Raw genomic sequence first — 26,945 nt, forward strand, 5'->3', positions numbered from 1 at the left:
TTAAGTACACATGAAATTACTAAACACACAAATAAAAAATGAAGTTCTTCAATCTATGATGAATATTATAGATAAAAGGAGAAACGAGATTATAGAAGAAAACAGCAAGGATTTGGAATCCTTCAATAGAAATGACCAGGCCTTGTATGACAGACTCGTTGTCGATCAAAATAAAGTCGACGGCATGATAAAAGCCATCAAAGAAGTAAAAGATCAAGAAGATCCTGTTGGAAATACTATTTCTGAAAGAACTTTGGATACAGGTCTTAAAATCGTAAATAAAACCGACCCGTTTGGTACGATTTTAATCATTTATGAATCTAGACCAGATGTTACAATTGAAGCTGCTGTTTTAGCTTTTAAAGCAAATAACAAAATTTTCTTGAAAGGTGGTAAAGAAGCAAATCATAGTAATATTATTCTGGAAGAATGCTGGCACCAGGCCTTAGAAGAAAATGGATTGTCCAAGGACTGGATCACTTTATTACACCTCAACAGAGAGGAAACACAAGAGTTCCTAAGCAACCCACCAGAAAAAATAGACCTTGTTGTCCCTAGAGGTGGAGACAAGTTGATTGATTTCGTAAAGAAAACTGCTAAGGGTGCTGTTTTGGTAAGTGGACGAGGTAATAATTTTCTATATGTTGCACCAGATGCAGATTGGGATATTGCTAAAAAAGTAATTATCAATGCTAAAACTGATAAAATATCGGGTTGCAATGCTTTAGATAAGGTATTAATAGACACAAATCTGGCTGATTTTGAAGCAAGAGTAAAAGACCTAGCCCATACCTTAGAGAAAGACTACAAAGTAGAAATTCTCGCAGACGGTAAGGTTGAAGACGTTACAGATTATCCAACCCTACCTACTGAAGATACCTGGGAAGAAGAGTTTTTAGCTCTAAAAATTGTTTTAGCCTCTGTAGATTCATTTGATGAAGCCGTTGAGAAAATCAATAAATATTCAGGTGGTCATTCTTCAGTAATTATCACCAAGGATGATAATAAAGCATTAGACTTTATGCAACAAATAGACAGTGCAGCTGTCTACCAAAATGCGTCTTCTCGATTTACAGACGGTGGACAAATGGGAGTTGGTGCAGAACTTGCGATTTCTACAGATAAGTTACACCATAGAGGTCCGCTGGGTCTTAAACAATTGGTTACCAACAAATATTATGTTTGGGGTGATGGACACATCAGAGAATAAATTTTAAAATAATTTTTGAGTTTAAAAGCCTGTTTATCATTGATAAGCAGGCTTTTTTTCTATTATCATTGATGTTCTTCTAAAAATATTTTCACCGTACTTGTAACATTTGAAGACATTCAATCGTAAAATGATATGTAGATAAACGATAATCGAGGACATATCTAAATGAGACAACTTAAAATTACCAAGCAGGTTACCAACAGAGAAACTGCATCGCTAGACAAGTACCTCCAAGAAATTGGAAAAGTAGATTTAATTACTGCTGAAGAAGAAGTAGAATTAGCTCAACGCATTAAAGCTGGAGATGATCTTGCTCTAGAAAAATTGACTAAAGCGAATTTAAGATTCGTGGTTTCGGTATCCAAACAATACCAAAATCAAGGTCTTACCCTACCCGACCTCATTAATGAAGGGAATTTAGGATTGATAAAAGCAGCAAAACGCTTTGATGAAACCAGAGGATTCAAATTCATTTCTTATGCCGTTTGGTGGATTAGACAATCCATTCTTTCTGCTTTGGCAGAACAATCTCGTGTGGTAAGACTACCGCTTAACAAGATTGGATCTATCAACAAAATCAATAAAACCTTTGCTATTTTAGAACAACGTCATCAAAGACCTCCAAGTCCAGATGAAATTGCTAAGGAATTGGAAATGACTGTAAATGACGTAAAAGAGTCTTTAAAAAACTCTGGTCGTCATTTATCTATGGATGCACCACTTATTGAAGGTGAAGATTCCAACCTTTACGATGTTTTAAAATTTGGAGAATCACCAAGTCCGGAAAATGACTTGCTGCACGAATCTCTTCAGACTGAAATTGAACGTGCTCTAGAAACCTTAACCACTCGTGAAGCTGACGTTATCAGACTTTATTTCGGTCTTGGAAATCAACAGCCAATGACACTTGAAGAAATTGGTGAAACCTTTGGATTGACCAGAGAACGTGTTCGCCAGATCAAAGAAAAAGGGGTGAGAAGACTGAAGCATACTTCTAGAAGTACAATATTAAAGACTTATCTGGGTTAATTTTCAGAAGTTTTATTACAATACAAAAAAGCCCTCAATTGAGGGCTTTTTTAATGGTAAAGCTTGTAGATCAATTTTGATCTACGTCTACAGAGGAATTGGTTTCAGAAGCTTCAACTTTGATGGTTTTTAGTAATTCTTCTGCTTCTGAAATTGTTTCTGGAAACGACTGAAAGTTCTTGATAATGTTCTCTAGAATATACGTAGCATTATAGTTATCTCCCAAAGCATTAAAGTTTTTGGCCATCAGCAATAAGCCTTTCACTCCAAATTCTCTATACCTAGAATAATTTTTGGTCAGATCCTGGACTACAGCTGTAGAAGCTTCGTAGTCTTCAGCTTTATGTTTAAAGTAAGCATCGTAGTATAGGGCTTCAGCTTTCAATTTTCCTGTAGCAGACTCAAGCACATCTTTGTAGGCAGATTCTGCTCGCTTTTCATCACCCACTTTAAGCGAAGATCTTGCAATAAAAATTTTAGCATCGCTCACCACCTCTTCATCACTAATGTCTTTAGATAAAATCAATTCAGCATAAATCAAAGCTTTATCATAATTTTCAATTTCAAAGTAAGCTTTCATTAAATTAGACTGAGCAAATATTACATTTTGAGAAAAACTAGCTTCAGTTTCCAGACGAGCTAAACTGCTTATGGCTTTCTCATAATCATCATTAGATAAATAAATCTGAGAGATTCGTCTTAAAGATTCTTCAGTAAATTCGCTAGAGCGGCTATCTACTACAGTTTCATAATAAGGAAGGGCTTCTTGAATTTCTCCTTTATTGTATAGTAATTGAGCTAGATAAAAATTTGATTTTAAACTATTTTTTCCATTTGGAAATTCTTTGAGATAAGTCTTAAATCCTGAAATTGCTTTTTCAATGTTATTATCAAGAAATTTATTTTCTGCAGCTTCATAAGTAGCTTCTTCAATATCGGAATCGGCGACTTCAACAAAATCGAGGGTGTTTACCCAACTTGAGTATTTATCGATTTGCCCCATATCAATATAAATCAATCGGACAGTTTGTACTGCCTGAAGTGCTTCTTGCGTATTTGGAAACTCATTGACCAGTTGTTTAAACTTCGTTAGAGATTCATCATATTTTTCCTGATTGTAGTATATCAAAGCCTGCTTGGAAAGTGCCTTGGGGTAATACAAGCTATTCTTGTGGTTGGTCAAAATATTTTGATAAGCTTGAATGGCTTGTCTGTCTTTATTTTCTGCCACATAGGTATTTCCTAGTTCATATAAAGCATCGTCTTTATAGATTGATTTTGGGTAATTCTTAATGAATAAATTCAAGTTTTGAATTTTTTGCTCATTTCTATCTACAAAACCATAACTATATGCTTTTTGAAAAAAAGCATAATCACTCTTATAATTCTTCATCTCAATTGCACTATTGTAAGCTTCCATAGCAGGCCAGTATTGCCTTAACGCAAACTGAGCATCCCCAAGTCTTACAAAAGCATCATGCAGGCGCTGTGAAGGTCGTTCTACTTTTATAAAGTCCTCAAAAAATGAAACTGATAATCTATAATTTTTAGTTTTAAAATAAGAATAAGCAATATTATAATCTATAGAATAGTACTCAGGCAATTCCTTTGCTTTTGCCATTCCCTTAAACTCTTTATATCCTACAAGAGCCTCTTCATAGTTTCCTAACGCATAATCCACTTCAGCTTTCCAGTAGGTCGCTTTTGCAGTGTACTCACTGTCTAATCTCTCAGATAAGGATTTATCGAAATAGGTCTTGGCTTCTTTGAGTTGATTATCTTTGAAGAGTTCAATACCGTAATAGTAAGCTACTTTTTGAAAAGCAAGCTTGTAGTCATAGTCTCTGCTGCCCTCTAGCATTGAAATTGCCTTTTCGTAATTTTTTGAAGTCAGGTAAGAGTCAATCAAAAGATCACCAACTGTAGTTGTTTCTTCTGAATTTGGATAAGTCTCAATATAAGTTTGAAGAACCTCTGGCACAGACTGATAGGCATTTCCAATCTCGTAACTCAGTTTTGCGTAATTCAAAAATGCATCTTGTTGGAGATCCTTATCAAAGTCCATTTCTGTTACATTCTTAAAGGCATTTAAAGCTTGAGTTTTTCTGTCTGTTTTCAAATATGCTTTTGCGAGATGATAATACGCATTTTGAGCAACAAAATCCTGTCCATCTATGATTTTTGAAAACTCTTCAATAGCAGATTCATAATCACCAGTTTCATAATACGCATAGCCTAATTGATAGTAATCGGTATTATTCCATTTTCCTCTATCGCCTCTATATTCTTTCAAATACTCAATAGCTTTTGAATAATTTTTAAGGTTGAAGTAACTTTCACCAATAATTTTATTGAGCTGAGAACGTACGCGGACATTCGATTTTGGAAGTTGCTCTAGACCCAATTGGATAGCTTTTTCAAAATTTCCCAATTTGAAATTCATATCACTTTGGAAGTAGGAGATATTGTTTCCCTTGACGCCCTCGCTCCTAGCTTCGTCAAACAATTCTGATGCAGACTCATATTCGTTTTGTTCATAAGCAATAAACCCTATGTAATATTTAGCTTGAGCCCCATATTCTTTATCGTTTCTTACGCTTTCGAAAAGCTGCTGGGCTTTTTTATAATTTTTGGTTCTAAAATTGGTATAACCAAAGTTGAATTGATACGTTTTAAGTTCATCTCTGGATAAAGAATTGGTGTTTACCTTATTCAACCATTTATTCGCTTTATTGTAATCCTTATTAGTGAAATAATAGTTACCAACCTCCAGATATGCTTTGTTAGCCTTCAGGCTGGTGGGATTTTCAGAAATAAAATCCTCCATCAGTTCATCAGCATTTGGCTTACCCAATTTAATTGCACACTTTGCCAAAAAATAATCGACATTGGACTTTAACTGATCACTATCAATTTCAGAATAAATCGATCGAAAAGCTGTACTGGCAGCATCAAATTGATTTTGTTCATAAAAATGTAAAGCGTCTTGGTACTTCCCTAAGACATCTGTAGAACGTTGGGTTTGTTGTGCTTGAAGGTTGGTTAAAGCAAACAAGATGAACAGAAAGAAAATTTTTGGCATTGTTATACGTTTTTTAGTATCAATCAAAGATAAAATTATATACACATATAACGCTGAAGCTTATTTTTAATTATGATGAATCGCATATTGATTTTTCATCATCTATTAAATAATCCTATATTTATAACTTGTAAATTTTCTAACTCCATATGTCAGAAACCATTCTAGAACTCAGTAATGCCAGCATCTTTCAAAGGGAAGCTCTCATCCTATCCGATGTTAATATCGAAATAAAAAAAGGAGAATTCGTTTACCTCATCGGTAAAACAGGAACAGGTAAAAGTAGTTTTATGAAAACGCTTTACGGAGATTTGCCTTTAAAAAGTGGTTTCGGGCAAATTGTAGGTGTAGAATTACAAAACCTAAAGGATAAACAAATACCGTTTTTGAGACGTAAGCTTGGTGTTGTTTTTCAAGATTTCAAATTACTAAATGATAGGAATGTCAAGGAAAATTTGATTTTTGTCTTAAAAGCTACCGGCTGGAAAGATAAGTCTAAAATGGAGCAAAAGATTGATGAGGTACTGGACAAAGTTGGAATGAAGACTAAAAGTTTTAAGTTCCCTTATCAGCTCTCTGGTGGAGAACAACAGCGAATCGCCATTGCTAGAGCGCTGCTCAACGACCCAGAACTCATCCTTGCAGATGAACCAACAGGTAATTTAGACCCGCAAACCTCTGTGGAAGTAATGCAGGTACTTCAGGAAATTAATGCTAACGGGAATACAATCTTGATGGCGACACACGATTATGCTTTACTACTGAAATTTCCTTCCAAAACTTTAAAATGCGATGGTCAGCGTCTCTTTGAGGTGGTTCAAAAACAACAACAGCATTAAATTTTACAATATGAAATTCAATATTAAATTAATTGCTTTGGGCATGCTTGCATTAAGTCTAGCTTGCTCTGAAGAAAAGGAATCTAAAGGTAAGTTGATGACAGAAAACACACTCTTAAAAGAATGGGAAGGACCTTACGAAGGGGTGCCAAATTTTGAAGACATGAATTTGAAAGATTTGGAGCCCGCTATGGATTATGCCATAGAAAAGCATCTATCTGAAATTGAAGAGATCACTAATAATAGTGAATCTGCTTCTTTTGAAAATACCATAGAGGCCATGGAGAGAGCTGGTAAGTTGGTAGATAGAGTTTATACATATTATGGTATTTGGAGCAGTAACAACTCTTCTGAAGAATTTAGAGTAATCCAGCAAAAACTATCTCCAAAACTGTCTGACTATCAATCAACAATTCGTCAAAATGAGAAGCTTTTTAAGAGAATCAAAACTGTTTATGACGAAAGTCAAGAACAAGCCCTTGAACCACAGAAGCAGCGCGTTGTAGAACTGGTCTACAAATCCTTCGAAATGAACGGTGCCAATTTAGATAAAGATGGTAAAAAGCGGTATGCAGAAATCAATAAAGAACTCTCAAAACTCTATACCGATTTCTCAAATAACATACTTCATGATGAAGAAAACTATGTTACATTCTTGGATGAAGATCAGTTAAGTGGTTTGTCGGATTCATTTATAAAGTCAGCCAAGAAAGAAGCTGAGAAACAAGGAAAACCAGATAAATATGCTATTGTCAACACAAGGTCTTCTATGGATCCTTTTCTTACCTATTCTGATGAAAGAGATCTAAGAGAGAAAGTTTGGAGAAATTACTATTCCAGAGGTGATAACGGAGATGAATTCGACAATAATGAACTGATTAAAGACATCTTGAAGTTGAGAGATGAACGTGTTGAGCTTTTAGGATATGATAATTTTGCAGAATGGAGACTTCAGGATAGAATGGCCAAAACTCCTGAAAACGCCATGGATTTATTGATGGCAGTGTGGCCCTCTGCTATCGCCAGAGTGGATGAAGAAGTTGAGGACATGCAAAAAGTCGCCAATGAGGAAAACGCAGGAATTGAAATAGAAGCCTGGGATTACAGGTACTATGCTGAAAAAGTAAGACAAGAGAAATACGATCTTGACTCTGAAGAAGTAAAAGAATATTTGGTTTTAGAAAACCTTACAGAAGCCATATTTTATGTTGCTGGTCGATTATTTGATTTTGAGTTTTCTGAAATCACCGATGGAAGCGTGCCTGTCTTCAATGAGGACGTGAAAGTTTATGAAATGACTAGCAAAACCGATGGAGAGCATATTGGTTTGTTTTATCTGGATCCATATGCTAGAAAAGGGAAACGCTCTGGGGCTTGGGCTACAACCTACAGATCTTATACAAATTTTGATGGTGAAACCAACGTACTGGCTTCCAACAATTCGAATTTTGTAAAAGCAGCAGAAGGAGAACCGATTTTGGTCTCCTGGGATGATGCGGAAACCTTCTTTCATGAATTTGGGCATGCCTTACATTTCTTGAGTGCAGACGTGAAATACCCCACTTTAAATGGTGGCGTGAGAGATTATACCGAGTTTCAATCTCAATTATTGGAGCGATGGATATATACAGATGAAGTCATTAATACTTATTTGAAACACTACAAGACCGGCGAACCGATGCCTGCAGAATTGATAGCAAAAATCAAGAAAGCTTCAAAATTCAACCAAGGATTTGCTACTACTGAGTTTTTAGCTTCAGCTATTATGGATATGAAGTATCATACTACAGATCCGAGTGAAATAGATCCTAAAACTTTTGAAAAGGAAACTTTGGACGAGTTAGGAATGCCAAAAGAATTGGTGATGCGTCATCGCTCTCCCCACTTTGGACATGTCTTTTCAGGTGAAGGCTATGCCACAGGTTATTATGGATACTTATGGGCAGATGTGCTTACTTCTGATGCGGCTGAAGCCTTCGCAGAAGCTGAAGGCGGATTTTATGATGAAACCTTATCCAATAAATTGGTTGAATTCCTTTTTGCTCCAAGAAACGCTATAGACCCAGCTGAAGCCTACAAACAATTTAGAGGTAGAGATGCCGAAATTGATGCTTTGATGAGAGATAGAGGTTTTCCTGTATCGAAAGAAAACTAAAGCATTTGAAAGTATGCAGTTTTATTCATTTGAATTTTTTAGATAAGGCCTTGGGAATTAAGTCCAAAGCAAAGGATTAATCTTCATCTTTTTTGTAAACATGAGGATTCTTGATGATCCCTTTTTTGAACACTTTTCGAATTCCCATTCGAATGCTGCTATCTAATTTCAAGATTTTATCTTTTAAAGCTTCTTCTGGTCGCCCTCGAAATGATGTGACGTGAAATTCATCGTCCTCGCGAAATGGTTTTTCTGAAAAGTAATAGTTGGATATGCAACATCTAAAACCTTCGTGTGTAACAGGTGAAACCGAATGAAGAGATTCTTGATGTGTTGCCATGACTACCAATCGATTAAATTTAGAATGTATAGTAATGGCTTCATTGTTTAATCCATTTGGCCATAACTCTAAGTTCCCACCATAAGCTTTTTCCCAAGATGGTGTGATGTAATATAAGAGATTTAAAACTCGCCAAAGCTTTCTATCTTTATCATGTGAATTGTCTAAATGAGGATTCAAAAATTGATTTTTGCCCATGCTAGAGAGTCCTCCTGCATAGAGATGTTCATCTGGAAGTGCTGATTCAATTCCGCATATTTCAGAAATTAATTCTACAACTCTTAAATCCTGAAAGGCATAAATACACTCCTCGAGCAATGCATTGTACTTATCCATTTTAAAACCTACATACTTATCTTCTCTAATGCTTTTTTTATGCATCATCTCAGAACTCTTTGGAAACACATCAAAAAGTTGTTTGGCAAATTCAACAGGAAGTAACTCGTCCAAATAGAAATAAGGGATCGTATTTGTATTATTTTGGAATTGACGTAGAATCTCTTCTCGATTGCTATCAAGATGATTGTAAATATGCTTTGCTATTTGTTGTCGATTTTTAATAACACATCCGAATTTGGTTAACTTTGTAAAGTTAGTTAAAATCTAGAATTGTACAGATATACCAAATTTGAATTCAAATGTTGCATAGATACTCCTTAAAATACATGGCTGAGATATGCAACCACTCATGTACTCCTACAAAAACACCTAATTTGATATGCTTTCTATATTAATTCCTGCATACAATTTTGATGTATCCCCATTGATAAAAGAATTGTATCATCAATCTTTGGTCTTGAATGAAACTATAGAAATCATAGTTTTTGATGATCATTCAATTTCCTTTGTTGAAGAAAATAGAAAAGTAGCTCAAGAGTTTAATCTAAATTATAAATATTTAGACCAAAATTTAGGTCGAGGCAGGATTATTAATTTATTAGCAGAACATGCTAGTTTTGACTATCTACTTATTTTAGATTGCGATGTAATGCCAAATTCCAGTTCTTTTTTGACCAACTATTTATCAAAAATCACAAAAAAAACTGAGGCCATTTATGGCGGAAGAAAGCATGAGTATTCTATAGAACATAAGAATAAATTGAGGTGGAAATATGGCTACTACAAAGAAGACAAAACGGTAGTAGAACGTTTAAAAAAGCCTTATTTATCAACATTAACAAACAATCTATTTATTAAGAAAGAACTATTTGAGCAAATAAAATTTAATGAAATTCTCACCAAATACGGACATGAAGACACTTTATTTGCATATGAATTGAAAAAAAAGCGAAGTCATATAGAACATATAAACAATCCGGTTATTCACAAAGACATAGATGAAGATTCTGTGTTTATTGATAAAAATGAATTTTCCTTAAGAAATTTGAAAACTATCTACGATTCGAAATTGATTCCCTCTGATGAAATTCAAATTTTGAATGTTTTTGAAAAATTAAAATCTCTTAAACTTGAAGGAATTTTTGCTCGTACATTCATTTATTTTGAAAATCATATCAGAAATAGATTAACATCAGAGAGAAACACTGTGACCTTATTCAATATCTATAAATTAGGCTATTTCTGTAAAATCAACAGGCAATGAGTCACTTCTTCTCTGTTGTTATCCCTCTTTTTAATAAGGAAAATTATATCCTAAAAACTTTAAATAGTGTCTTAAAACAAGAGTATAATGATTTTGAAATCATTGTAGTGAATGATGGTTCTTCTGACAATAGCCTAGAAAGAGTAAAGTCTGTAAAAGACCCAAGACTGAAAGTAATTTCCCAAGAAAATCAAGGTGTATCTGTAGCCAGAAACAAAGGTATCTTTGAAGCCAAAGGCCAATTCATCGCCTTGCTAGATGCCGATGACTACTGGTATCCCCATCACCTTAATTCACTTAAGCAACTTATAGAGTTATTTCCAAATGCTGGGATTTATTGCGATGCTTATGAAATTATGATGCAAAACAAAACCATCCGCAAGGCAAATTTTAATATTGATTTAGGCAATAAGCCGCAACTTATAGGTGATTATTTTGAATCCAGTTTAATAAACCCCATTATTTGGACTTCATCGGCTGCTTTTAGCAAAGACAAGTTTCAAGAGATTGGTCCTTTCGATATAAAATTGAGAACAGCGCAGGACCTAGATTTTTTTGCAAGAGCCGCCTTAAAATATTCAATTGCCTTTCATCCTAAGGTTGGCATGCGATATTATAAAGACAGTGAAAACAACTTAGCTAAATCAAAATACAATGAAGACCGCCTCTATTTTATTTCAAAATTTAAAGACCAAGAAAAAGACAACCTATCCCTCAAAAAATACTTAGATGTCTTTAGGTATGCATTAGTTGTAAGATGCAAAATGGATGGAAGTAAGCTATGGAAAGTGGTTGTGAATGACATTGATCGAACAAACCTTACTCAAAAACAAGTGTTTTTGATGAAACTCTCACCAAACGTCTTGAGATTTTTCAAAAAGATTCAGTTGCTGCTTATTAAAAAAAATATCTATTTAACAGCTTTTAGATAAGTTAGTTCATTGAATCCTTCTGCCTTTCAAAATAAAGGTCAAAATCAATCCCGTTTGAAATTAATCTCTTTTTCGGTTTAAAATCTTCAGAAAAAATGCTTTTTTGCGTTTCAAGTTTAGAAAAGTCTATTTGAGATAAATCACTCAAAGAATGGATAAAGCTACTTAAAGAATATGGCCTATCCGGCTTAAATTCAAAATTATAATCAGAGTCAAATTCAGGAGAAGTCCACAGAAAAAAAGGGATTTCAAACATAGATTTTGTAGGAATATCTGATGAAACATGTCCTACAAACTCTCTTTCAAAAAAAACTTCTTCGCCGTGGTCTGAAAAATATAGTACATAACTTTTATCATCCTTTGCCTTTACTTTTTCTATGATGCTATGTATCAAAAAGTCTAAGTACACAATAGAATTGTTATAGTGGTTGATAAGTTCAAAATTTTCTTTTGAAGGAAAAGGGGTCTTGGGGTTATCTTGAAATTTCTTGAATTGATCTGGATATCTCAAATTATAATTGGAATGCGTTGCTAAAAAATTTATGACTATAAATTTTTTAGAAGCTTCGTCTTCCAGTGCCTTATCTAGGTGTGGGAGTAGTACTTCGTCAAAAGGTGTTACAGAACCCCAACGTGTAGTATTGGTGTAGATATAATGGTCTGAAGCTTTGGAAACTTTGGTAAGGAAGGTTTCGTACATTCCTATTGGCATTTGATTGGATAACCAAAAAGTTTTAAACCCAGCTTGATTCATGAGTTGAATGATAGAAGATTCAGTTTTATTTTGAAAATCTTTAAAAATAAGTGCATCTTCCAAGGATTCTATAGTATGAGACTCTGAACTTATGACATCATTATAAATCAATAATTCCTCCTTCATCTTAGAGAGCAAAGGAGTAGTCTCCCTTTCATATCCATATATGCCCATTTGTCTTCTGGTGGTTGATTCCCCTATTAAAAGGACAAAGGTGTGAGATTCTGTATTTCCTTTGAAGGTAACTTTTTCAAAATGACCAAACCTCTGGTCTAAATTTAGATCAGAAAATTTATAAGTTTCGTAAACATAACTTAGTGTTCCTTTCAGTACTTGAAAGGGAAAGTTGGCTACAATATAACCACTCCATTTCAGCCCAACTACAAAAATTATAATGAGTCCTATTTTTAAACTAAAAGGAAAATTTTTCGACAAAACCAAAGCAGGTTTTTTGATTTTAATAAAATACGAAATCAAAATAACCAACAACAATCCACTGAGAATTAATAGTTTAATATCAACATAAAGATTTAAGAATTCTGAAATTTCAGCTGTATTGGTTTCAAAAAAGATAAAAATAGAAGAAGCCGAAAAATAGGTGCTGAACAGATAGAAAAAGGAGGTTTCAAACCACAAACCATAGATAAAAAAAGTAAAAGCTAGTGAAGTTAAAATGGCTTTTGCTTTTTGGATTTTAATCATACTTAAAGCAAGCCATATACAAGATAAATACACAAAATGCTCTACCAAATTCTGGAAATTATACCATCTAAAATCAGCAAATAACAACTCGAACAGAAAACAAATCCAGACAGGAACTATCCAAAACAGAAAAGGCTTGAGGTTAATCTTCATTTCTTAATCGTTTAAGTTTCGAAATTGCTTTTACGCCAGTTTGATAAGCTCTGATTTGTCCAAAAAAAGATATATGTGTATGTCTAAATAGAAAAAAAACATATTTTACTAACCATAAATACACTAAGTTATTGTATTGTATAAATTTATATGCTGTGGTGGCTTCTAAAATAGAAGCAGAGCTTAATTTTAGCCCAGAAGTTAGGCCAGTATGAATGCAAATAGGTTCAGATACATAGGCAACTCCAAGACCCTTTTTTAAAATTTGATGTCTTAGTACTTGCTCTTCAGAACAGGGGAAAGTAGCCCCAATTCCAAAACGCTCATCAAACCAAATTTCATTCTGAAGTATATCTTCTTTCCTTATTGATATTTCAACAGAAGATAGGGGGCGCTTATTGGATTTTATATAGCCGGTGTATCTTGGATAAAGTTTAGCCAATTTGCCATTCTCATCCAAAAATTGAAACGAAATCAAACTTGCTTCTGGATAGGTTTCATAAGCTTTTAGAATAATCTGTTTAAAGCCTGGTAAATATTCTATATCATCATCTGCAATGAGTAAAATATCTCCTATTGCATTTTCAATGGCTAGATTTCGACTTTTACTCAACCCAAATTCTCGAGAATTGATAACTCGAATTCTTTTATCATGAGAAACTAAATCTTCATCAAGTTTAGTTTGGTTGATGACAAGTAATTGATACTGATCTAAGTCCAGGACTGGAAACATCTTCTCTAAGAACGAAAGGTCTTTTCTGTTCATAGTAGAAATCAAAATCTCCAATGCTGGTTTGGTTTTCATTACTGATTATAAATAAGAGGCTTCCTAAAGAGGAATAAAATAATTAAAAAATAAGCAACATAGGTTAGCGCATGTCCTATAACTACACCTTCCAAACCCACTTTGGGTATGAAATACAAGGCTGAAAAATATAAACTTAAGGCTAAAAATAAATCCGTAAGGATATAATGCCACATCATTTTTTTGGCGTGAAACTGATACACCATAACCAGTGCTAGAACTCTGAAAAAATCTCCAACCATCTGCCACAAAAATAAATCAGTTGCTGGTATAAACTCTTCTGAAAAAATTAATCGTACAATCCAATCTCTTAATACATAGACTATAAACAAACCCAAAATAAAAATGGGCAAAATTTGTTTATAAAATGAAAAAATAATATCTCTAAATTGTTGCCTGGATTGGGCTTCTGCGAGCTTTGGTAAAATATATAAATTCAATAGCGACAACACAAAAAGCAGATAATAATTGGATATTCTTTGAGTGGACTCCCAGAAACCAGCTTCTTCCTCGCCAATAGTATCTATCAAAAAATTACGAATTCCCAGATAAACAAATGGAAAGGTAGCGCTAGAAATAAGAGTCATAAATGCAAACTGACCCAAATTCTTTAGCATGGGTATGGAAAACTGGCTAAACGAAAATGCCATTAGTTTACCAGAATAAATTTTTACGTGATATAATGTAAAAAAAAGCATTGCAGAAGGCACCAAAACGACAGCTAATAAGGCGCCCTCCAAACCTTGGATATAAAGTAAAATAGCAAATAATGTAAGATTCAAAATATGAGAGGCTATATTTATTTTGATGACTTTATTGAATTCACTAAAGCCTTTCAAAATGGCCATCAAATAAATATTCATCACATGAAGTGGTAATACAAATGCCAACAATTTGATTACAAAAACAAAATCCTTGGTTCTGAAAATAAGCGCATTGATAGATTCAGAAAACATAAAAATAAAACCCATCGTTAAAACACAAACGGCAAACCCTACCCCTATTAAGGTTGACAAAAAAGGAGAGAAAACTTTTACATCTTGTTTATATTCTGCACTATATTTTACAACAGCGTTATCTAAACCACCAGTTGAAAACTTTTGAAATAGTTCTAAACCATTTCTCATGTTACCCAGTAAAGCAATGCCTTGAGGGCCAAGATAAAGTGCCGTGAGTTTAGAAACGCCTAAGCCAGCTATCATTTTAACTACCACCGATAGACTGTTGAAAGAGCTAACTTTCAAAAAAGTAGATTGCTGGATGACAGTTTTTAGCCGTTTTATCACGTTCGAGTTGGATCTTTTAATTATCGAAATTACAATTTTAATACATATAGACTTGTATTTCGAAATTTAAACTTATCAACTTAAAAAGCCTCATACTGAACGTACAAGGCTATTTACTTAAAACAGGATGAAGCTTTAAGATTTATTGAAAATAAAAGCCATTCGGGTTTAAACCAACTGTAAAGTCGGCTAATAAATCTCCGGAAGAGGAATAAATAAATACTGTACCGTCAGAAGCAAAGTCTCCAGCATCAGCCAAATAAAATTGACCTTCATGAACATCAAATCCATATAGTGCTCCATTTGCAAGTTCACTTCCGTAATCAAATATTGGCTCCGATGAAAGTTCTCCTGAGGAAATAGAAGATGAATAGACCGCATTTCCAGAAGTGTAATACATTTGTCCGCTTTCTATCCTTAAATTATTTAGAGATGTCAAATTTGAAGGCTTATTAATTACAGTTTCAATACTAAAATCTACTGTATTTATGATTTTCAAACCATCATCATCTAGAGCATAAACGTTATTATTGAAAGCTTTTAAAGAATTTAAATCATCACCTACCTGTATTACTTCATCAATGTTGTTGCTTGAAGGATCAAAAACAGAAATACTAGAAACTGGATTTTCACTACCAAAGAGGGAAGGATTTTGTATAAAAATAATTCCATTCGAATTCACTATGTGATTTGCTACTGCTCCTACTAAGAAGGTTTCTTGTACTTGCAAAGTTTCAAGATCTATGACTGCAATAAAATCGTCTTGATCTGAGTCAAAAGCAGCCTGGTTTGTGACATAAACTTTCCCGTTAAGAACAGTTCCATAACGTGGTACATCTAAATCTCCATCTATAGTTTCTATCAATTCAAAAGTAAATCGATTGACCACACTAATTATATTTGAACCATTGGAAATTATAAAAGCTCTGTCACCATCAAAAAATATTGACTGAGGAAATAGGCCAACACTTTGACCAGGATTAGTATTTTCGAAAATAGAATTTTCTACTTCACTGAGGTCATTCGAAATAAATGAAACCGAAGAGCCTCCTGAAAATCCTCCTTCATTCAAAATAAGGGTTCCGTTTGCAAAATCACCATCTGGAATGACTGGCTCGGTGATATCGTCATCACTACTACATGAGATAATAAAAGCTGAAAAAAATAATAAAAATAACGTTGAGTACTTGTTCATTTACTTTGGTTTTAAAAATTGATTTGGGTTTTAATAAAAAAATGCCTGCCCGGCAAGGGTCTATTTTCTATGGTTTGGTAAGCTATATCTCCTACATTCCGTACTTGAAATGAAAGCTTTAGATTTTGTAGTTTTGGAAATGTATAGGATATACCGGCATTCCAAAGCCAATAATCTTCCAAAACATCACCCGCACTGTTATTGGATCTTGTAAAAACTTCCCCGTTATATAAATTTTGAACATCGACTGAAAACCGATCAATGCTATAAGTCAAGCTGTTGGTAACTTTATGTTTTGGCACATACGTGAGTTGAAAGCCTGTTTGTTTATTTTCAGAAATTGTATAGGCATAGAGAGATCTCAAGTCGAATGTATGCATACCAAACTCATAACTGCTGCTTAAATTGGCTTCCAGTCCGTAAGTTTCAACTTCGTCAACATTTTCTGGCTGCCAGACATTGGAAGAATTTGGTATCCACCGGATGAGATTGGTAATATCATTGTAATATCCCGTAAAAGATAATTGATGAGTATTCTCAGGATCTGAAAGTATGAGAGAAGCTTCTATCTGATTGGAAGTTTCTGGAAGTAAATCGGTTCTTCCACTTCCCTCCCAGTACAAATCATTGAAGGTTGGAATTCTAAAGTTTTTGGACACATTTGCTTTAGCTGAAATCACTTCTGAAAACTTATAATTCAAGCCTCCGCTAAATAAAAATGGACTATCATAAACATCTGAATATTCTTGCCTTACACTTACTTCTGAAGTCAATTTTTTCCAATGGTGTTTGGTCAAAAAAGCAAAACTGGCGATGTTCCGACTTTCAGACAGGACATTATCTCCGCTGGCACTGCTGTAGTTATACTCACTTAGCACATTAAAATCGAAAGCCTTATACGTATAAAACAAGCTGTAGCGAGCAAGCAGAGTTTGAGCGGAAGCTCCTGTAGGTCTTGGAGTTCTTGTGTCTGCTGTATACCGAAAGTCTTCATTGAAAAAAGCAAACTTCAAAATGGAAGTCACATCAGATAGCTGACTTTCCCATTCCAAAAGATGTCTATGGTCTTCGTTAAAATAGCTGGAAGGCGGATCTGAAGGAAATACAAGGGAAAAGTTCCTGTCACCATTAAAATACATGCCGTGGTAAGTAATTCTATTGTTTGTATTTAATTTTCTAGACAAACTGAAGTTGGCATTGTAGTGTTCAAATTCACCATTCAAATTTTGTCTTGAAGTCCCAGGCCAGTCGTAATCATTTTCAGAAGAAAACCGTGATAAAGAAAGCGACAAACTCCACTTATCGGTGGAAGTCGATGCTTTCAGAAGGTTTTGATAAGTGGAAAAACTGCCTGCTCTGGCACTTAAGGTACCCTTGGTTTCACCATTGAATTTCAATTCATTTTTAAGATGAACACTACCTCCTATAGCGCCAGTTCCATAAATCACGCTTCCCCCACCTGGTCTTACAGACAGCTCATCAAATCCATCTACCAGCAGAGTATTGAAATCGGTCTGACCATTGAGTTGCGAATTGATGTTAAATCCATTCCAAACCACGGCCGTCTGTTGAGCTGTAGTCCCGCGAAATGAAGGAGACGACACCATGCCGTAGCCATTTTGCCTTAAAAATATAGGATTGTTTTGCTGCAGCAAATCCGTAAGCGTTCCTGGAGAATCCTGCAAAGTAGAGCTTAAAATGTCTTGTAGGAGTTGGCCCGTAGAAAACCGATTGATTTGACGGTCAACTACAAACACTTCATCCAATCTCTGGATGGAATCCAACTGTGAGTAACTTAGCGTCGTTATAAAACACGCCAAAGCACTGTAAATAATAGAATAATTCATACACCACCAGACCTTTATCCCGAAAGTCTTCGTTTTAAATTAAGCATTGAGGCAGGTCTCCTGGCTTGCGTCTTTATTCAACCTTCCCATCAGCCTTAAGCTGACAGTGGTTACGAAGTTGAGGAATCAAGCATACGCCCTAGGCGTACTAAGCTTACAGTTGCGGGAACAGCTTTCGATTTTAACGAAATTCCCTTTTAATCTTCAAAAGTTAAAACAACCTTTGAGAACCAAAATGCATCGCAAAAATAGATAATTCTTAAAGAAAGCCTTCTTATTCTCACTTAAATTTTATAAAACTGAAATTTTCATGGATTACATTCAAAATAATTAATCATACTTTTGTTTAAATTTTTTACTGAATGAAATTAATTATTGTTTTAGCTTTCATTTTTTGCTTTCTATCCTGTAAAAAAGTTGATGAAACCGCACAAGAAAAGAGAGAGTTTACCGAAATAAACATTGAGTATGCCAATGGATTTTCTATTCAGAAATTTTCAGACTTTACCAAAGTTATAGTCCATTCGCCGTGGCAAGATGCTGAAAAAGATTTGGTCTATTTGCTGAAACATAAAAATGTAAACATTCCAGAAAGTGAGTCTTATGACGCCATCATAGAATTGCCTATTCAAAAATTAGTCATTACCTCTACTACCCATATCCCCGCCCTCATTACCTTAAATAAAATTGATAAACTTGTTGGCTTTCCCAACCTGGATTACATTTCTTCTGAAGAAGCCAGAGCATTAATAAATTCAGGAAAAGTGAAAGAACTGGGTAAAAATGAATCTTTAAATACCGAAATCCTTTTATCTATAGAGCCTGACATCGTCTTTAGTTTTGCCATAGAAGGACAGAATAAAACCTTAAATCAAATTCAAAACTCTGGTATTCCAGTGGTTTATAACGGAGACTGGCTGGAAAATGATGTGCTTGGCAAAGCTGAATGGATAAAATTTTTTGGTGCATTCTTAGGGGAATTGGATGCTTCTGTCGATGCCTTCGAAGACGTGAAAACTGCATATAATTCTTTGAAAGGAAAAGCTGAAGAATTAGACAACAAACCAACTGTTATTTCTGGTGCAATGCATCAAGACCGCTGGTATTTGCCTTATGGTACAAGTTGGCAAGCACAGTTTTTTGAAGATGCCAATGCCGACTATATTTACAAACATACTGAAGGAAAAGGCAGTGCCGCATTTTCTTTTGAGAAAGTCCTTCAAGATGCCAATAATGCAGATATTTGGATTTCACCTGGTCCATTCACCTCTTATTCTCAGCTTCTAGAAAGCAACCTGCACTACAAAAAATTTGAAGCATTTCAAGAAAAAAATATTTACACGATGGCATCAACTACTGGTGAAACGGGTGGTGTGCTTTTCTACGAATTAGGTCCAAGCAGACCGGATTTAGTACTGAAAGATCTCGTTAAGATTTTTCACCCAGAGATTTTAGAAAACGAAAAATTTACCTTCTTTAAACCTTTGGATCTTGAGTAAATCGGTTTTAAATCATTTTTTACTATTTCTGCTTCTATCTCTGGGAATCCTCTTGAGTTTATCTTTGGGCTCTGTTTCAATCCCTATAAAGGATATCTTCAAAAGTTTGGCAGGACTCAGGATAGAAAATTCAACTTGGGATTATATTATCGTGAATTATAGACTGCCTAAAACCATAACCGCTATACTTATTGGTTCCGGGCTTGCCGTAAGTGGATTATTGATGCAGACCCTCTTTAGAAACCCCTTGGCTGGTCCTTACGTTTTGGGCTTGAGCAGCGGAGCAAGTCTTGGCGTAGCCTTTTTGATTATGGGAGCGAGTTTACTTTCTGGAATTCTGGGTGACTTTATCTTTTCAAAATGGGCTATAATTTTAGCGGCTAGTGGTGGCAGTATTCTGGTAATGCTAGCTGTTTTATCTACTGCTCAGCGGGTTAAAGACACTATGACGCTACTGATCATCGGTTTGATGGTCGCCAGCCTTACTTCTGCTATCGTAAGTGTTTTAGCCTATTTCAGCAATTCTGACGACCTTCAACTGTATATTTTTTGGTCCTTTGGAAGTTTAGGAAATTTATCATGGCAAGAAGTTGGAATTTTGGCATCATGCTGGCTCATTGGTCTTGGATTTGCTATTTTTTGCCTTAAAAATTTAAATGCCTTACTTCTTGGTGAAAATTATGCCAAAAGTATGGGAGTCCAGCTCAAAAGAAACCGAGTATTCATCATTATATCAACATCTATTCTGGCAGGAAGTGCTACTGCATTTGCCGGTCCAATTGCTTTTGTAGGTTTGGCTGTTCCACATCTGGTTAGACAACTCATACCTACTAATGATCATAGAGTCTTACTGCCGAGTATCATTATTGGTGGAGCAATATTGATGCTTTTATGTGATGTCATCGCGCAACTTCCAGGAAGTGAAAATACTTTACCCATCAATGCAGTAACCTCTATATTTGGAGCTCCAGTAGTGATTTGGCTGCTTTTAAGAAAACGAAAACTCAATTTTTGACAGATGCCTTCAGAATTTAATGACAATAAAATTTTGCTTTCTACTTCTTCTTTAAACATTGGTTATAGAGAAAAGAGGAACCTCATTTCTATTGCTGAAGCTATCAATTTCGAAATAACATCTGGAGAACTGGTTGCTTTGATCGGCATCAACGGTTCTGGTAAATCTACTTTGCTAAAAACTCTATCAGGACAAATTCCAGCTTTAGGAGGAGGGATAAACATTGGTGGTCAATCTTTAGATGATTTGCACACAAAAAACTTAGGAGCCTATTTAAGTTTAGTCTTAACCAATGAAGCAGTTTCCAGGCAACTAACGGTATTTGAACTGGTAGCTTTAGGCAGACATCCCTACACCAACTGGCTTGGCCAAATGAACGATGAGGATATAATTAAAGTAAATAAGGCATTAAACCAGGTGGATTTAATTCAAAAGAAAGACAAATTATGTGACTCCTTAAGTGATGGTCAATTTCAAAAAGTTTTGATTGCCAGATCTTTAGCACAGGACACTCCTTTAATTTTAATGGACGAACCTACTACGCACTTAGACATGTTTCACAAAGCTTATGTGCTTCAACTTTTAAAGTCGATCGTGAAAACCTCTCTAAAAAGTATTCTTTTTGCCTCCCATGAAATCAATCTAGCGCTTCAATTATGTGACAAAATCATATTAATTGACCAGCAAAAAGTGATTTTTGGATCTCCTTCAGAATTGATTCAAAAAAAAGCATTCAGCAGCTTGTTCCCATCAGATTTTATAGTCTTTGATGAGGTTTCAAAAACGTTCAGAATGAAAATCAGCAAAGATTAATTACGATCAAAAAGTTTTCTCATTATAAATACATGAGGAAATGTGATGGCAGCAATGAAAGCAAATAAAAGCGATAAAAAATTTTTACTGTCTTTAAAAAGCCATACAACCACGCACATTCCAATTATGGAAGCCAGCCAATAAGGAAATGCTTTTTTGAAATATTTGACAAAGTTTTGAACTTTGAATTCACCGTATAAAGCATTTACCTGGTCCTTGAGCGAAGGTAAGCTATGCCATAGCACAAAATAAACTGCAAACCCCCAGACAACATCACTCACATAAAATAAAACTGAAAACATGATTAAGTAAAAAACGTTGGCAAAAGTAGATGCTTTTAATCGTGGATTATTTGAAGACAGAATGAAAAATAGAATTACACTCAAGATAAAAGATGTAATAAGAATATACAAAAAAACAGGTTCTGGAACTTTATAACCTGTCATATCTTCAATAATGAGTACAACTTCATGCATATTCAAATACAATAGAAGGAATAAAATCAATAGACCGTAGCTCAAATAAAAAACTGAAGCTAATACTGAGGCATGTTTTTCAAGTTGATGATGGAAGTGCTGTTCTCCAAAATGGTAACCACTTATGATGATAAAAGCGATTAAGGCTACAAGGGGTATGAAATAAAAAATCACTACAAAACCCAAAACCACCCCTAAATAAGTAAATAATGATTTGAAAAACTGGTTTTGTTTATTGTTGGTGTTAAGATTTTCAATCACAAACAAATCGTTTGAGCCGTGTAAAATCCCGAAGCTAAAGATGCCAAAAAGAGCTATAACATACTGAGCGTCTTGCGGGAAGATTCCCGCAGCCCCTATTGCTAAGAAGCTTAACAGAATTATGTAATTGTAAAAATTAGTCTTATTAAGTTTCATATAATACAAAAATAAATCAAAAAATTTCTTAAAAGTAAAATTTCATGTTTAATTATTTCCTACATTTGATTGAACAAACTTAAACTTTTTAATGCTATGAGAACTTTTATGTACTTATTGGCCGACGTCTCAAAGATCGCAAATGACGATTACGTTGGTTTTACTTTTTTCGTTGGTAGTATGGCTATGATGGCCGCATCTGCCTTTTTCTTTTTGTCATTAAGTCAATTTGACAAAAAGTGGAGAACTTCAGTTTTAGTATCGGGTTTAATTACCTTTATTGCAGCAGTACACTATTTCTACATGAGAGATTACTGGGATCAAGTTGGTGAATCTCCAACATTTTTCAGATATGTAGACTGGGTATTAACAGTACCTCTTATGTGTGTTGAATTTTTCTTAATCTTGAGAGTAGCAGGTGCTAAAGTAGGATTGATGTGGAAATTAATTTTCTGGTCGGTTGTAATGCTTGTTACAGGTTACTTCGGTGAAGCTATCGCTATTGGAAATCCAACAATGCAATGGGTTTGGGGTCTTATCTCTGGTATTGCCTACTTCATTATTGTATACATTGTCTGGTTTGGTGAGGCGAAAAAGCTTGCCATATCAGCTGGTGGACAAGTATTAAAAGCTCACAAAATACTATGCTGGTTTGTATTAGTAGGTTGGGCTATCTACCCACTTGGATACATTTTAGGTACTGAAGGTGGTCTTTTCGGATTACAATTGGTATCTGATATTGATGCAGCTCAAATGTCTATGAACGTTGTTTATAACATTGGTGATGCTGTAAACAAAATTGGATTTGGTTTAGTTGTATTTTCTTTAGCAGTTAATTCTTCTAAAGACTAATTACTCAAATCTTAGAATTTTGAATAGCCGAATCGATATGATTCGGCTATTTTTTTGTCTTAAAGTGCAATTTATTAAAATTTACTTTCAATAGATTCCAAACCTAATTTACTGGCATGATCTTTTGCAGTAAAGCCATTTTCATCTTTTATAGAAACATCAGCTCCATAAGATAATAGCAAGTCAACAATTTCTGACTGATTAAAGTTTACCGCGTATATCAATGCAGTAGCTCCTTTTTTATTAGTTAAATCGGTATTTGCTCCATGATCAAGCAGTAACTGAGCCATCTCTAGGTTCCCTTTAAAGCTTACACCCATTAGTGCAGTATTACCTGTTATATCTTGCGCATCTACATGAGGGTTAAATTTAAAAAGATAATCTACAATTTCTGAGTTACCCATATATGTAGCAAATAGCAGAGGAGTAAAACCCCTTTCATCAACAAGATTAACTTGCTCTGGATGATACTCTAAAACCTTTTTTACTAACTCAAAGTCTTGGTTTTTTACTGCATCTATTAATTTCACTTGTTGCATAATTTAGTTTTGAGATCAAATTAAGACAAAACAATTGTATACGAGATAAATTTAATCTCATATCAAAATACTACCATAAGATATTCAAATGCGAAACAATAAGACTATCCTATATCACTATAGTTAATATAAATTGCTTTTTTATGTAAAAAAACTAAAATACATACTCCTGTCGAATTTCAACGCAAACGATGTAGTAGTACAAGTCTTACAAACACTGACTTCTTAGTTAATTCATTTGTAAACATTTAACTTAAAAAAAGCAATATTGATAAATACGAAGCAATTATGAAAATGCTAAAAGTAAAGTTGCATCATACTTTTGCAAAAAATTTCATAGATGAGAGGTTTACTATTTTCAATATTGCTTTTAGGATTAGGCTTTTCAAACTCAGATTTGCAATCGCAAAACATAGAATCTGATTGTGAATGCGATGTTATTATAACAGATGAAGATCAAAGCTTTCCTTACAATGGCTATCAAGAATCACGTGATAAGACAATCTGCTTCCAGGGAGATTTTGACTATGAGATAAACTGGAACAATTTAGGTGATAATATAACTCTTTGCGTAGGAGAAAATGTAACCTTTGAGTCTCAGGGCTTAAATTTTGAAGGCTCTAAAACCATATATAATTATGGTGAATTTGAATACGGTCAATCCATAGATATCAGTAGTGATTCCTTCATCTATAATTATGGAAAAATGGAATCTAAATTTGCCTTTAATGGAGGTGCTCTGCAAAATATAAATAATGCTGATCTTCTAATTTCTGGCTATAGTCATTTTAATTCTGGAAGTTTATTCAACGATTACAATTCCAAACTAGAATTAGAACAAGGTTCTTATACAACTTTTGGTTCTGACATGGTATTTACTTCTGAAGGGGAAGCTTTTTTTGAAGGAGATATTGAAAACAAAGGCAATTTAACTTTAGGCGGAGTATCAGAATTTAATAAGAAGCTCATCAATACAGGTTTTACCACATTATCTGGGCGTCTTGCATTTGAAGAGGGCTACAATAGCAATAGTAATGATGCAGTTACTGTTGCAAATGGGGTCTTAGAAATAGATGGTAATGTAAACCTTTGGAATGGTTCTCTTGAAGCTAGTGCTGGACTAGAATTCTCTGGTAGAACAACTATTGAAAATAACGCGAAGCTGAAATTTTTAGGCGAAGCTAAATTTGAAGATTTAACCTTGAGAGGTGAGATTTTTTCAGATTTTAGCTGTAACACTTTAGATATTAAAAAAATGTCTGGACACGGAGGAAAGCTATCTGCTAACTCTGGCAGCAGCATTTACGTGAAACGTTTTAATAAAATTCCAAATAGTTGGGTATTGACAGGTAACGTTTCTAAAGACAAATGTGATAATGGTTCTGAAGTTGTCGTGTGGACCGGTGAGTTTTCTACTGATACAGATAATAACAATAACTGGTCAGGTAGAATCAGAAACAATAGCAGTATTCTAATTCCTAAAACCAGAAACAACCCTGTAATAGGTAAAAGTTTTAAAGTATTTGATGTATTTGTAAGAGAAGACGCTGAACTTACCAACAAAAGTTCACTAGAACTTAGCGGAAACTTAAAGGCTGAAGGTAAATTGAATTCAAAAGAGGGAGAAGTTTATCTAAAAGGTGATAAACCTCAGGTTATTACTTTAAATTCTAAAGCCGAAGTTGGTACTTTGGTAACCGATAATAGAAGCAGTGTAAGCTTAGAGAAAGGATCATTAGATATTTTTAAAAGTATTGATTTGATAAATGGTGACCTAAATACAAACTCAAACGTAGATAACTCTGAAGAAAATTTAATTACTTTCAAATCTGATTCTGTCCATACCGCTATACTTTCAGAAGTAAAAAATGGTAATAGAATCATTGGATCTGTAAGAACGGAACGCTATCTACCTAGTTCAAATAGAGCCTACAGATATTTAAGTTCTTCAGTAAATTCAATTGGATCCATTAGAGATGACTGGCAGGAAGGAGTCAACAATACCGTGAATAATTATGCCTCCAACCAAAATCCAAATCCAGGATATGGCACACACATTACAGGAAACAAACAGGGACTTAATGGATTTGATGCATCTTTGACTGGTAACGCATCTCTTTTTACCTGGGATATAAGTTCAGGAACCTGGAAAGCAATTAGCAATACAAATCAAAATAAACTTGAAGTTGGCAAGTCTTACAGCTTATTGGTAAGAGGAGATCGAAGCACAAATATATATTCAAGTAATTCTGCATATACGGGTTCAACAACATTAAGAAGCAAAGGCGAATTAATTACTGGAGATGTAGACGTATCTGAAGAATTGAATCCAACTGCATTTGGATTTTCTCTTATTGGAAATCCATATCAGGCTCAAGTGGACTTGAAAAAAGCTTTAAGAGAGAGTTCTTCTCATTTAAAGCAGAATTTCTACTATGCCTGGTCTCCTGCTCTACAAACAAGTGGTGGATACGTTACTGTAGATTTAGATTCAGATCCTGTTCAATACATTCCAGCTAGAACTACAAATAATCCGACTAATCAGGAGTCGTTCAGGTATATTCAGCCCAATCAATCCGTATTTGTTGAAACTGCAGCATCTGCAAGTGAAGGAAACAGACCGTCGTTAGTATTTAAAGAAAGTCACAAAACTGGAAATACATTTTCTAATGAAGCCTTCAGTGTTCCAGAGCAGGTTGGAATGATTGATTTAACTTTAATCAGAAATAATTCCAACCAGATTGTAGATGGTGTGCGGTTCAAATTCAATGAAAATTACTCCAACGAAGTAAATGAAAATGATGCGACTAAAGTTTGGAATAATGAAGAATCTTTTAGCATATTAACCAGTGGGGCGAATTATTTAGCTATTGAAAAAAGAGAGTATCCAGAAGCAGATGAAAAATTGACGTTTTGGATTGGTAATTACACAACTCAAGATTATACGATGCTGATAAAACTTACTGATATAGAGGGGTATGATGTATTCATGAAAGATAATTATACCGATGAAGTTATTCAGCTGGAAAATGATGAAAACAAACTTATTTTCTCTGTAGATGCTTCTATTGCAGAATCAAAAGCTTCAGACAGATTTGAGATTACTTTTGACCCTGTCACTTTATCTACACAAAATAATGAGCTGGCTAATAAAATCCAGCTATATCCAAACCCATCATCAAGTGGAACAGTATTCTTGAAACATGATGATTCTTTTGGTCAGGACTTTTCAGTCGAAGTGTATTCGATGGTAGGTCAAAAAGTCGAAATTCCAACTGAACGCGTATCAAATACAGAAGTAAAACTAAACACAACTTCACTTTCAACTGGAATTTATCTTGTTAAATCAGCTTACCAGTCTCAGACGACAACTCAGAAGTTAGTCATTCAATAATGCCT

The 26,945-nt window shown here is 34.5% G+C and carries 20 protein-coding genes and 1 riboswitch; of the genes, 11 read left to right on the forward strand and 9 right to left on the reverse strand.

Annotated elements, in window-relative coordinates:
* The first annotated feature begins 10 nt into the window (after positions 1-10).
* Together LB454_RS02055 and LB454_RS02060 are read left to right on the forward strand one after the other, a co-directional pair.
* Positions 11-1,210, forward strand: a complete 1,200-nt coding sequence (locus LB454_RS02055; RefSeq protein ID WP_224462649.1) for a glutamate-5-semialdehyde dehydrogenase — start codon at positions 11-13, stop codon at positions 1,208-1,210.
* 168 nt (positions 1,211-1,378) lie between these two features.
* Positions 1,379-2,242 carry a sigma-70 family RNA polymerase sigma factor gene (locus LB454_RS02060; RefSeq protein ID WP_224462650.1) on the forward strand — a complete coding sequence of 288 codons (864 nt, stop codon included), beginning with the start codon at positions 1,379-1,381 and terminating at the stop codon, positions 2,240-2,242.
* A gap of 70 nt (positions 2,243-2,312) precedes the next feature.
* Here LB454_RS02060 and LB454_RS02065 read toward each other — a convergent pair whose 3' ends face one another.
* A complete protein-coding gene (locus tag LB454_RS02065) occupies positions 2,313-5,324 on the reverse strand; it encodes a tetratricopeptide repeat protein (RefSeq protein ID WP_224462651.1) in 3,012 nt (1,003 codons plus the stop codon).
* Between the two features lie 149 nt (positions 5,325-5,473).
* Between LB454_RS02065 and LB454_RS02070 the strand changes: the two genes are divergently transcribed.
* Both LB454_RS02070 and LB454_RS02075 read left to right on the forward strand, forming a co-directional pair.
* Positions 5,474-6,163, forward strand: coding sequence for a cell division ATP-binding protein FtsE (locus LB454_RS02070; protein ID WP_224462652.1), 690 nt, complete (start codon positions 5,474-5,476; stop codon positions 6,161-6,163).
* 10 nt (positions 6,164-6,173) lie between these two features.
* On the forward strand, positions 6,174-8,318 hold the full coding sequence (locus tag LB454_RS02075) for a M3 family metallopeptidase (RefSeq protein ID WP_224462653.1): 2,145 nt from the start codon (positions 6,174-6,176) through the stop codon (positions 8,316-8,318).
* A gap of 76 nt (positions 8,319-8,394) precedes the next feature.
* Here LB454_RS02075 and LB454_RS02080 read toward each other — a convergent pair whose 3' ends face one another.
* Positions 8,395-9,108 carry a 2OG-Fe(II) oxygenase gene (locus tag LB454_RS02080; protein ID WP_224462654.1) on the reverse strand — a complete coding sequence of 238 codons (714 nt, stop codon included), beginning with the start codon at positions 9,106-9,108 and terminating at the stop codon, positions 8,395-8,397.
* A 268-nt stretch (positions 9,109-9,376) separates the two neighbouring features.
* Between LB454_RS02080 and LB454_RS02085 the strand changes: the two genes are divergently transcribed.
* Together LB454_RS02085 and LB454_RS02090 are read left to right on the forward strand one after the other, a co-directional pair.
* Positions 9,377-10,261 carry a glycosyltransferase family 2 protein gene (locus tag LB454_RS02085; RefSeq protein WP_224462655.1) on the forward strand — a complete coding sequence of 295 codons (885 nt, stop codon included), beginning with the start codon at positions 9,377-9,379 and terminating at the stop codon, positions 10,259-10,261.
* Positions 10,258-11,193: a glycosyltransferase family 2 protein gene (locus LB454_RS02090; RefSeq protein ID WP_224462656.1), complete on the forward strand. Its 936-nt coding sequence runs from the start codon at positions 10,258-10,260 to the stop codon at positions 11,191-11,193. Before LB454_RS02085 ends, LB454_RS02090 begins: the two co-directional genes overlap by 4 nt.
* Position 11,194: 1 nt before the next feature.
* Here LB454_RS02090 and LB454_RS02095 read toward each other — a convergent pair whose 3' ends face one another.
* From LB454_RS02095 to LB454_RS02115, 5 genes are all read right to left on the reverse strand, one after another.
* Complete coding sequence (locus LB454_RS02095; RefSeq protein ID WP_224462657.1) at positions 11,195-12,802, reverse strand: sulfatase-like hydrolase/transferase; 1,608 nt, start codon at positions 12,800-12,802, stop codon at positions 11,195-11,197.
* Entirely contained in the window at positions 12,792-13,607 is an 816-nt protein-coding gene (locus tag LB454_RS02100; RefSeq protein WP_224462658.1) for a glycosyltransferase family 2 protein, read from the reverse strand. The genes LB454_RS02095 and LB454_RS02100 overlap by 11 nt, the downstream gene beginning before the upstream one ends.
* Positions 13,607-14,851, reverse strand: coding sequence for an O-antigen translocase (locus LB454_RS02105; RefSeq protein WP_224462659.1), 1,245 nt, complete (start codon positions 14,849-14,851; stop codon positions 13,607-13,609). The genes LB454_RS02100 and LB454_RS02105 overlap by 1 nt, the downstream gene beginning before the upstream one ends.
* A 184-nt stretch (positions 14,852-15,035) precedes the next feature.
* Positions 15,036-16,088, reverse strand: coding sequence for a YncE family protein (locus LB454_RS02110; RefSeq protein ID WP_224462660.1), 1,053 nt, complete (start codon positions 16,086-16,088; stop codon positions 15,036-15,038).
* Between the two features lie 11 nt (positions 16,089-16,099).
* Complete coding sequence (locus LB454_RS02115; protein WP_224462661.1) at positions 16,100-17,935, reverse strand: TonB-dependent receptor plug domain-containing protein; 1,836 nt, start codon at positions 17,933-17,935, stop codon at positions 16,100-16,102.
* A 33-nt stretch (positions 17,936-17,968) separates the two neighbouring features.
* A riboswitch (cobalamin riboswitch) is annotated at positions 17,969-18,185 on the reverse strand.
* A gap of 112 nt (positions 18,186-18,297) precedes the next feature.
* Between LB454_RS02115 and LB454_RS02120 the strand changes: the two genes are divergently transcribed.
* The 3 genes from LB454_RS02120 to LB454_RS02130 are packed head-to-tail and all read left to right on the forward strand — an operon-like array spanning position 18,298 to position 21,262.
* Positions 18,298-19,434: an ABC transporter substrate-binding protein gene (locus tag LB454_RS02120; protein ID WP_224462662.1), complete on the forward strand. Its 1,137-nt coding sequence runs from the start codon at positions 18,298-18,300 to the stop codon at positions 19,432-19,434.
* Positions 19,427-20,449 (forward strand): FecCD family ABC transporter permease, encoded by a 1,023-nt coding sequence (locus LB454_RS02125; RefSeq protein ID WP_224462663.1) that lies wholly within the window; start codon positions 19,427-19,429, stop codon positions 20,447-20,449. Before LB454_RS02120 ends, LB454_RS02125 begins: the two co-directional genes overlap by 8 nt.
* Before the next feature lie 3 nt (positions 20,450-20,452).
* Entirely contained in the window at positions 20,453-21,262 is an 810-nt protein-coding gene (locus LB454_RS02130) for an ABC transporter ATP-binding protein (protein WP_224462664.1), read from the forward strand.
* Here LB454_RS02130 and LB454_RS02135 read toward each other — a convergent pair.
* A complete protein-coding gene (locus LB454_RS02135) occupies positions 21,259-22,155 on the reverse strand; it encodes a Brp/Blh family beta-carotene 15,15'-dioxygenase (RefSeq protein WP_224462665.1) in 897 nt (298 codons plus the stop codon). The genes LB454_RS02130 and LB454_RS02135 overlap by 4 nt on opposite strands.
* Positions 22,156-22,251: 96 nt before the next feature.
* Between LB454_RS02135 and LB454_RS02140 the strand changes: the two genes are divergently transcribed.
* Positions 22,252-23,007 carry a bacteriorhodopsin-like gene (locus LB454_RS02140; RefSeq protein WP_224462666.1) on the forward strand — a complete coding sequence of 252 codons (756 nt, stop codon included), beginning with the start codon at positions 22,252-22,254 and terminating at the stop codon, positions 23,005-23,007.
* A 74-nt stretch (positions 23,008-23,081) separates the two neighbouring features.
* Here LB454_RS02140 and LB454_RS02145 read toward each other — a convergent pair whose 3' ends face one another.
* Positions 23,082-23,546 (reverse strand): ankyrin repeat domain-containing protein, encoded by a 465-nt coding sequence (locus LB454_RS02145; RefSeq protein WP_224462667.1) that lies wholly within the window; start codon positions 23,544-23,546, stop codon positions 23,082-23,084.
* Between the two features lie 340 nt (positions 23,547-23,886).
* Between LB454_RS02145 and LB454_RS02150 the strand changes: the two genes are divergently transcribed.
* Positions 23,887-26,940, forward strand: coding sequence for a T9SS type A sorting domain-containing protein (locus tag LB454_RS02150; RefSeq protein WP_224462668.1), 3,054 nt, complete (start codon positions 23,887-23,889; stop codon positions 26,938-26,940).
* Positions 26,941-26,945: the final 5 nt, after the last annotated feature.

It is taken from the genome of Psychroflexus montanilacus, from assembly GCF_020164535.1.
GTDB classification, from domain to species: domain Bacteria; phylum Bacteroidota; class Bacteroidia; order Flavobacteriales; family Flavobacteriaceae; genus Psychroflexus; species Psychroflexus montanilacus.

Coding starts and splice junctions, on each gene's coding strand:
- LB454_RS02055 (WP_224462649.1), top strand. CDS start 11: ATGAAATTACTAAACACACAAATAAAAAATGAAGTTCTTCAATCTATG.
- LB454_RS02060 (WP_224462650.1), top strand. CDS start 1,379: ATGAGACAACTTAAAATTACCAAGCAGGTTACCAACAGAGAAACTGCA.
- LB454_RS02065 (WP_224462651.1), bottom strand. CDS start 5,324: ATGCCAAAAATTTTCTTTCTGTTCATCTTGTTTGCTTTAACCAACCTT.
- LB454_RS02070 (WP_224462652.1), top strand. CDS start 5,474: ATGTCAGAAACCATTCTAGAACTCAGTAATGCCAGCATCTTTCAAAGG.
- LB454_RS02075 (WP_224462653.1), top strand. CDS start 6,174: ATGAAATTCAATATTAAATTAATTGCTTTGGGCATGCTTGCATTAAGT.
- LB454_RS02085 (WP_224462655.1), top strand. CDS start 9,377: ATGCTTTCTATATTAATTCCTGCATACAATTTTGATGTATCCCCATTG.
- LB454_RS02090 (WP_224462656.1), top strand. CDS start 10,258: ATGAGTCACTTCTTCTCTGTTGTTATCCCTCTTTTTAATAAGGAAAAT.
- LB454_RS02095 (WP_224462657.1), bottom strand. CDS start 12,802: ATGAAGATTAACCTCAAGCCTTTTCTGTTTTGGATAGTTCCTGTCTGG.
- LB454_RS02100 (WP_224462658.1), bottom strand. CDS start 13,607: ATGAAAACCAAACCAGCATTGGAGATTTTGATTTCTACTATGAACAGA.
- LB454_RS02110 (WP_224462660.1), bottom strand. CDS start 16,088: ATGAACAAGTACTCAACGTTATTTTTATTATTTTTTTCAGCTTTTATT.
- LB454_RS02115 (WP_224462661.1), bottom strand. CDS start 17,935: ATGAATTATTCTATTATTTACAGTGCTTTGGCGTGTTTTATAACGACG.
- LB454_RS02120 (WP_224462662.1), top strand. CDS start 18,298: ATGAAATTAATTATTGTTTTAGCTTTCATTTTTTGCTTTCTATCCTGT.
- LB454_RS02130 (WP_224462664.1), top strand. CDS start 20,453: ATGCCTTCAGAATTTAATGACAATAAAATTTTGCTTTCTACTTCTTCT.
- LB454_RS02135 (WP_224462665.1), bottom strand. CDS start 22,155: ATGAAACTTAATAAGACTAATTTTTACAATTACATAATTCTGTTAAGC.
- LB454_RS02140 (WP_224462666.1), top strand. CDS start 22,252: ATGAGAACTTTTATGTACTTATTGGCCGACGTCTCAAAGATCGCAAAT.
- LB454_RS02145 (WP_224462667.1), bottom strand. CDS start 23,546: ATGCAACAAGTGAAATTAATAGATGCAGTAAAAAACCAAGACTTTGAG.
- LB454_RS02150 (WP_224462668.1), top strand. CDS start 23,887: ATGAGAGGTTTACTATTTTCAATATTGCTTTTAGGATTAGGCTTTTCA.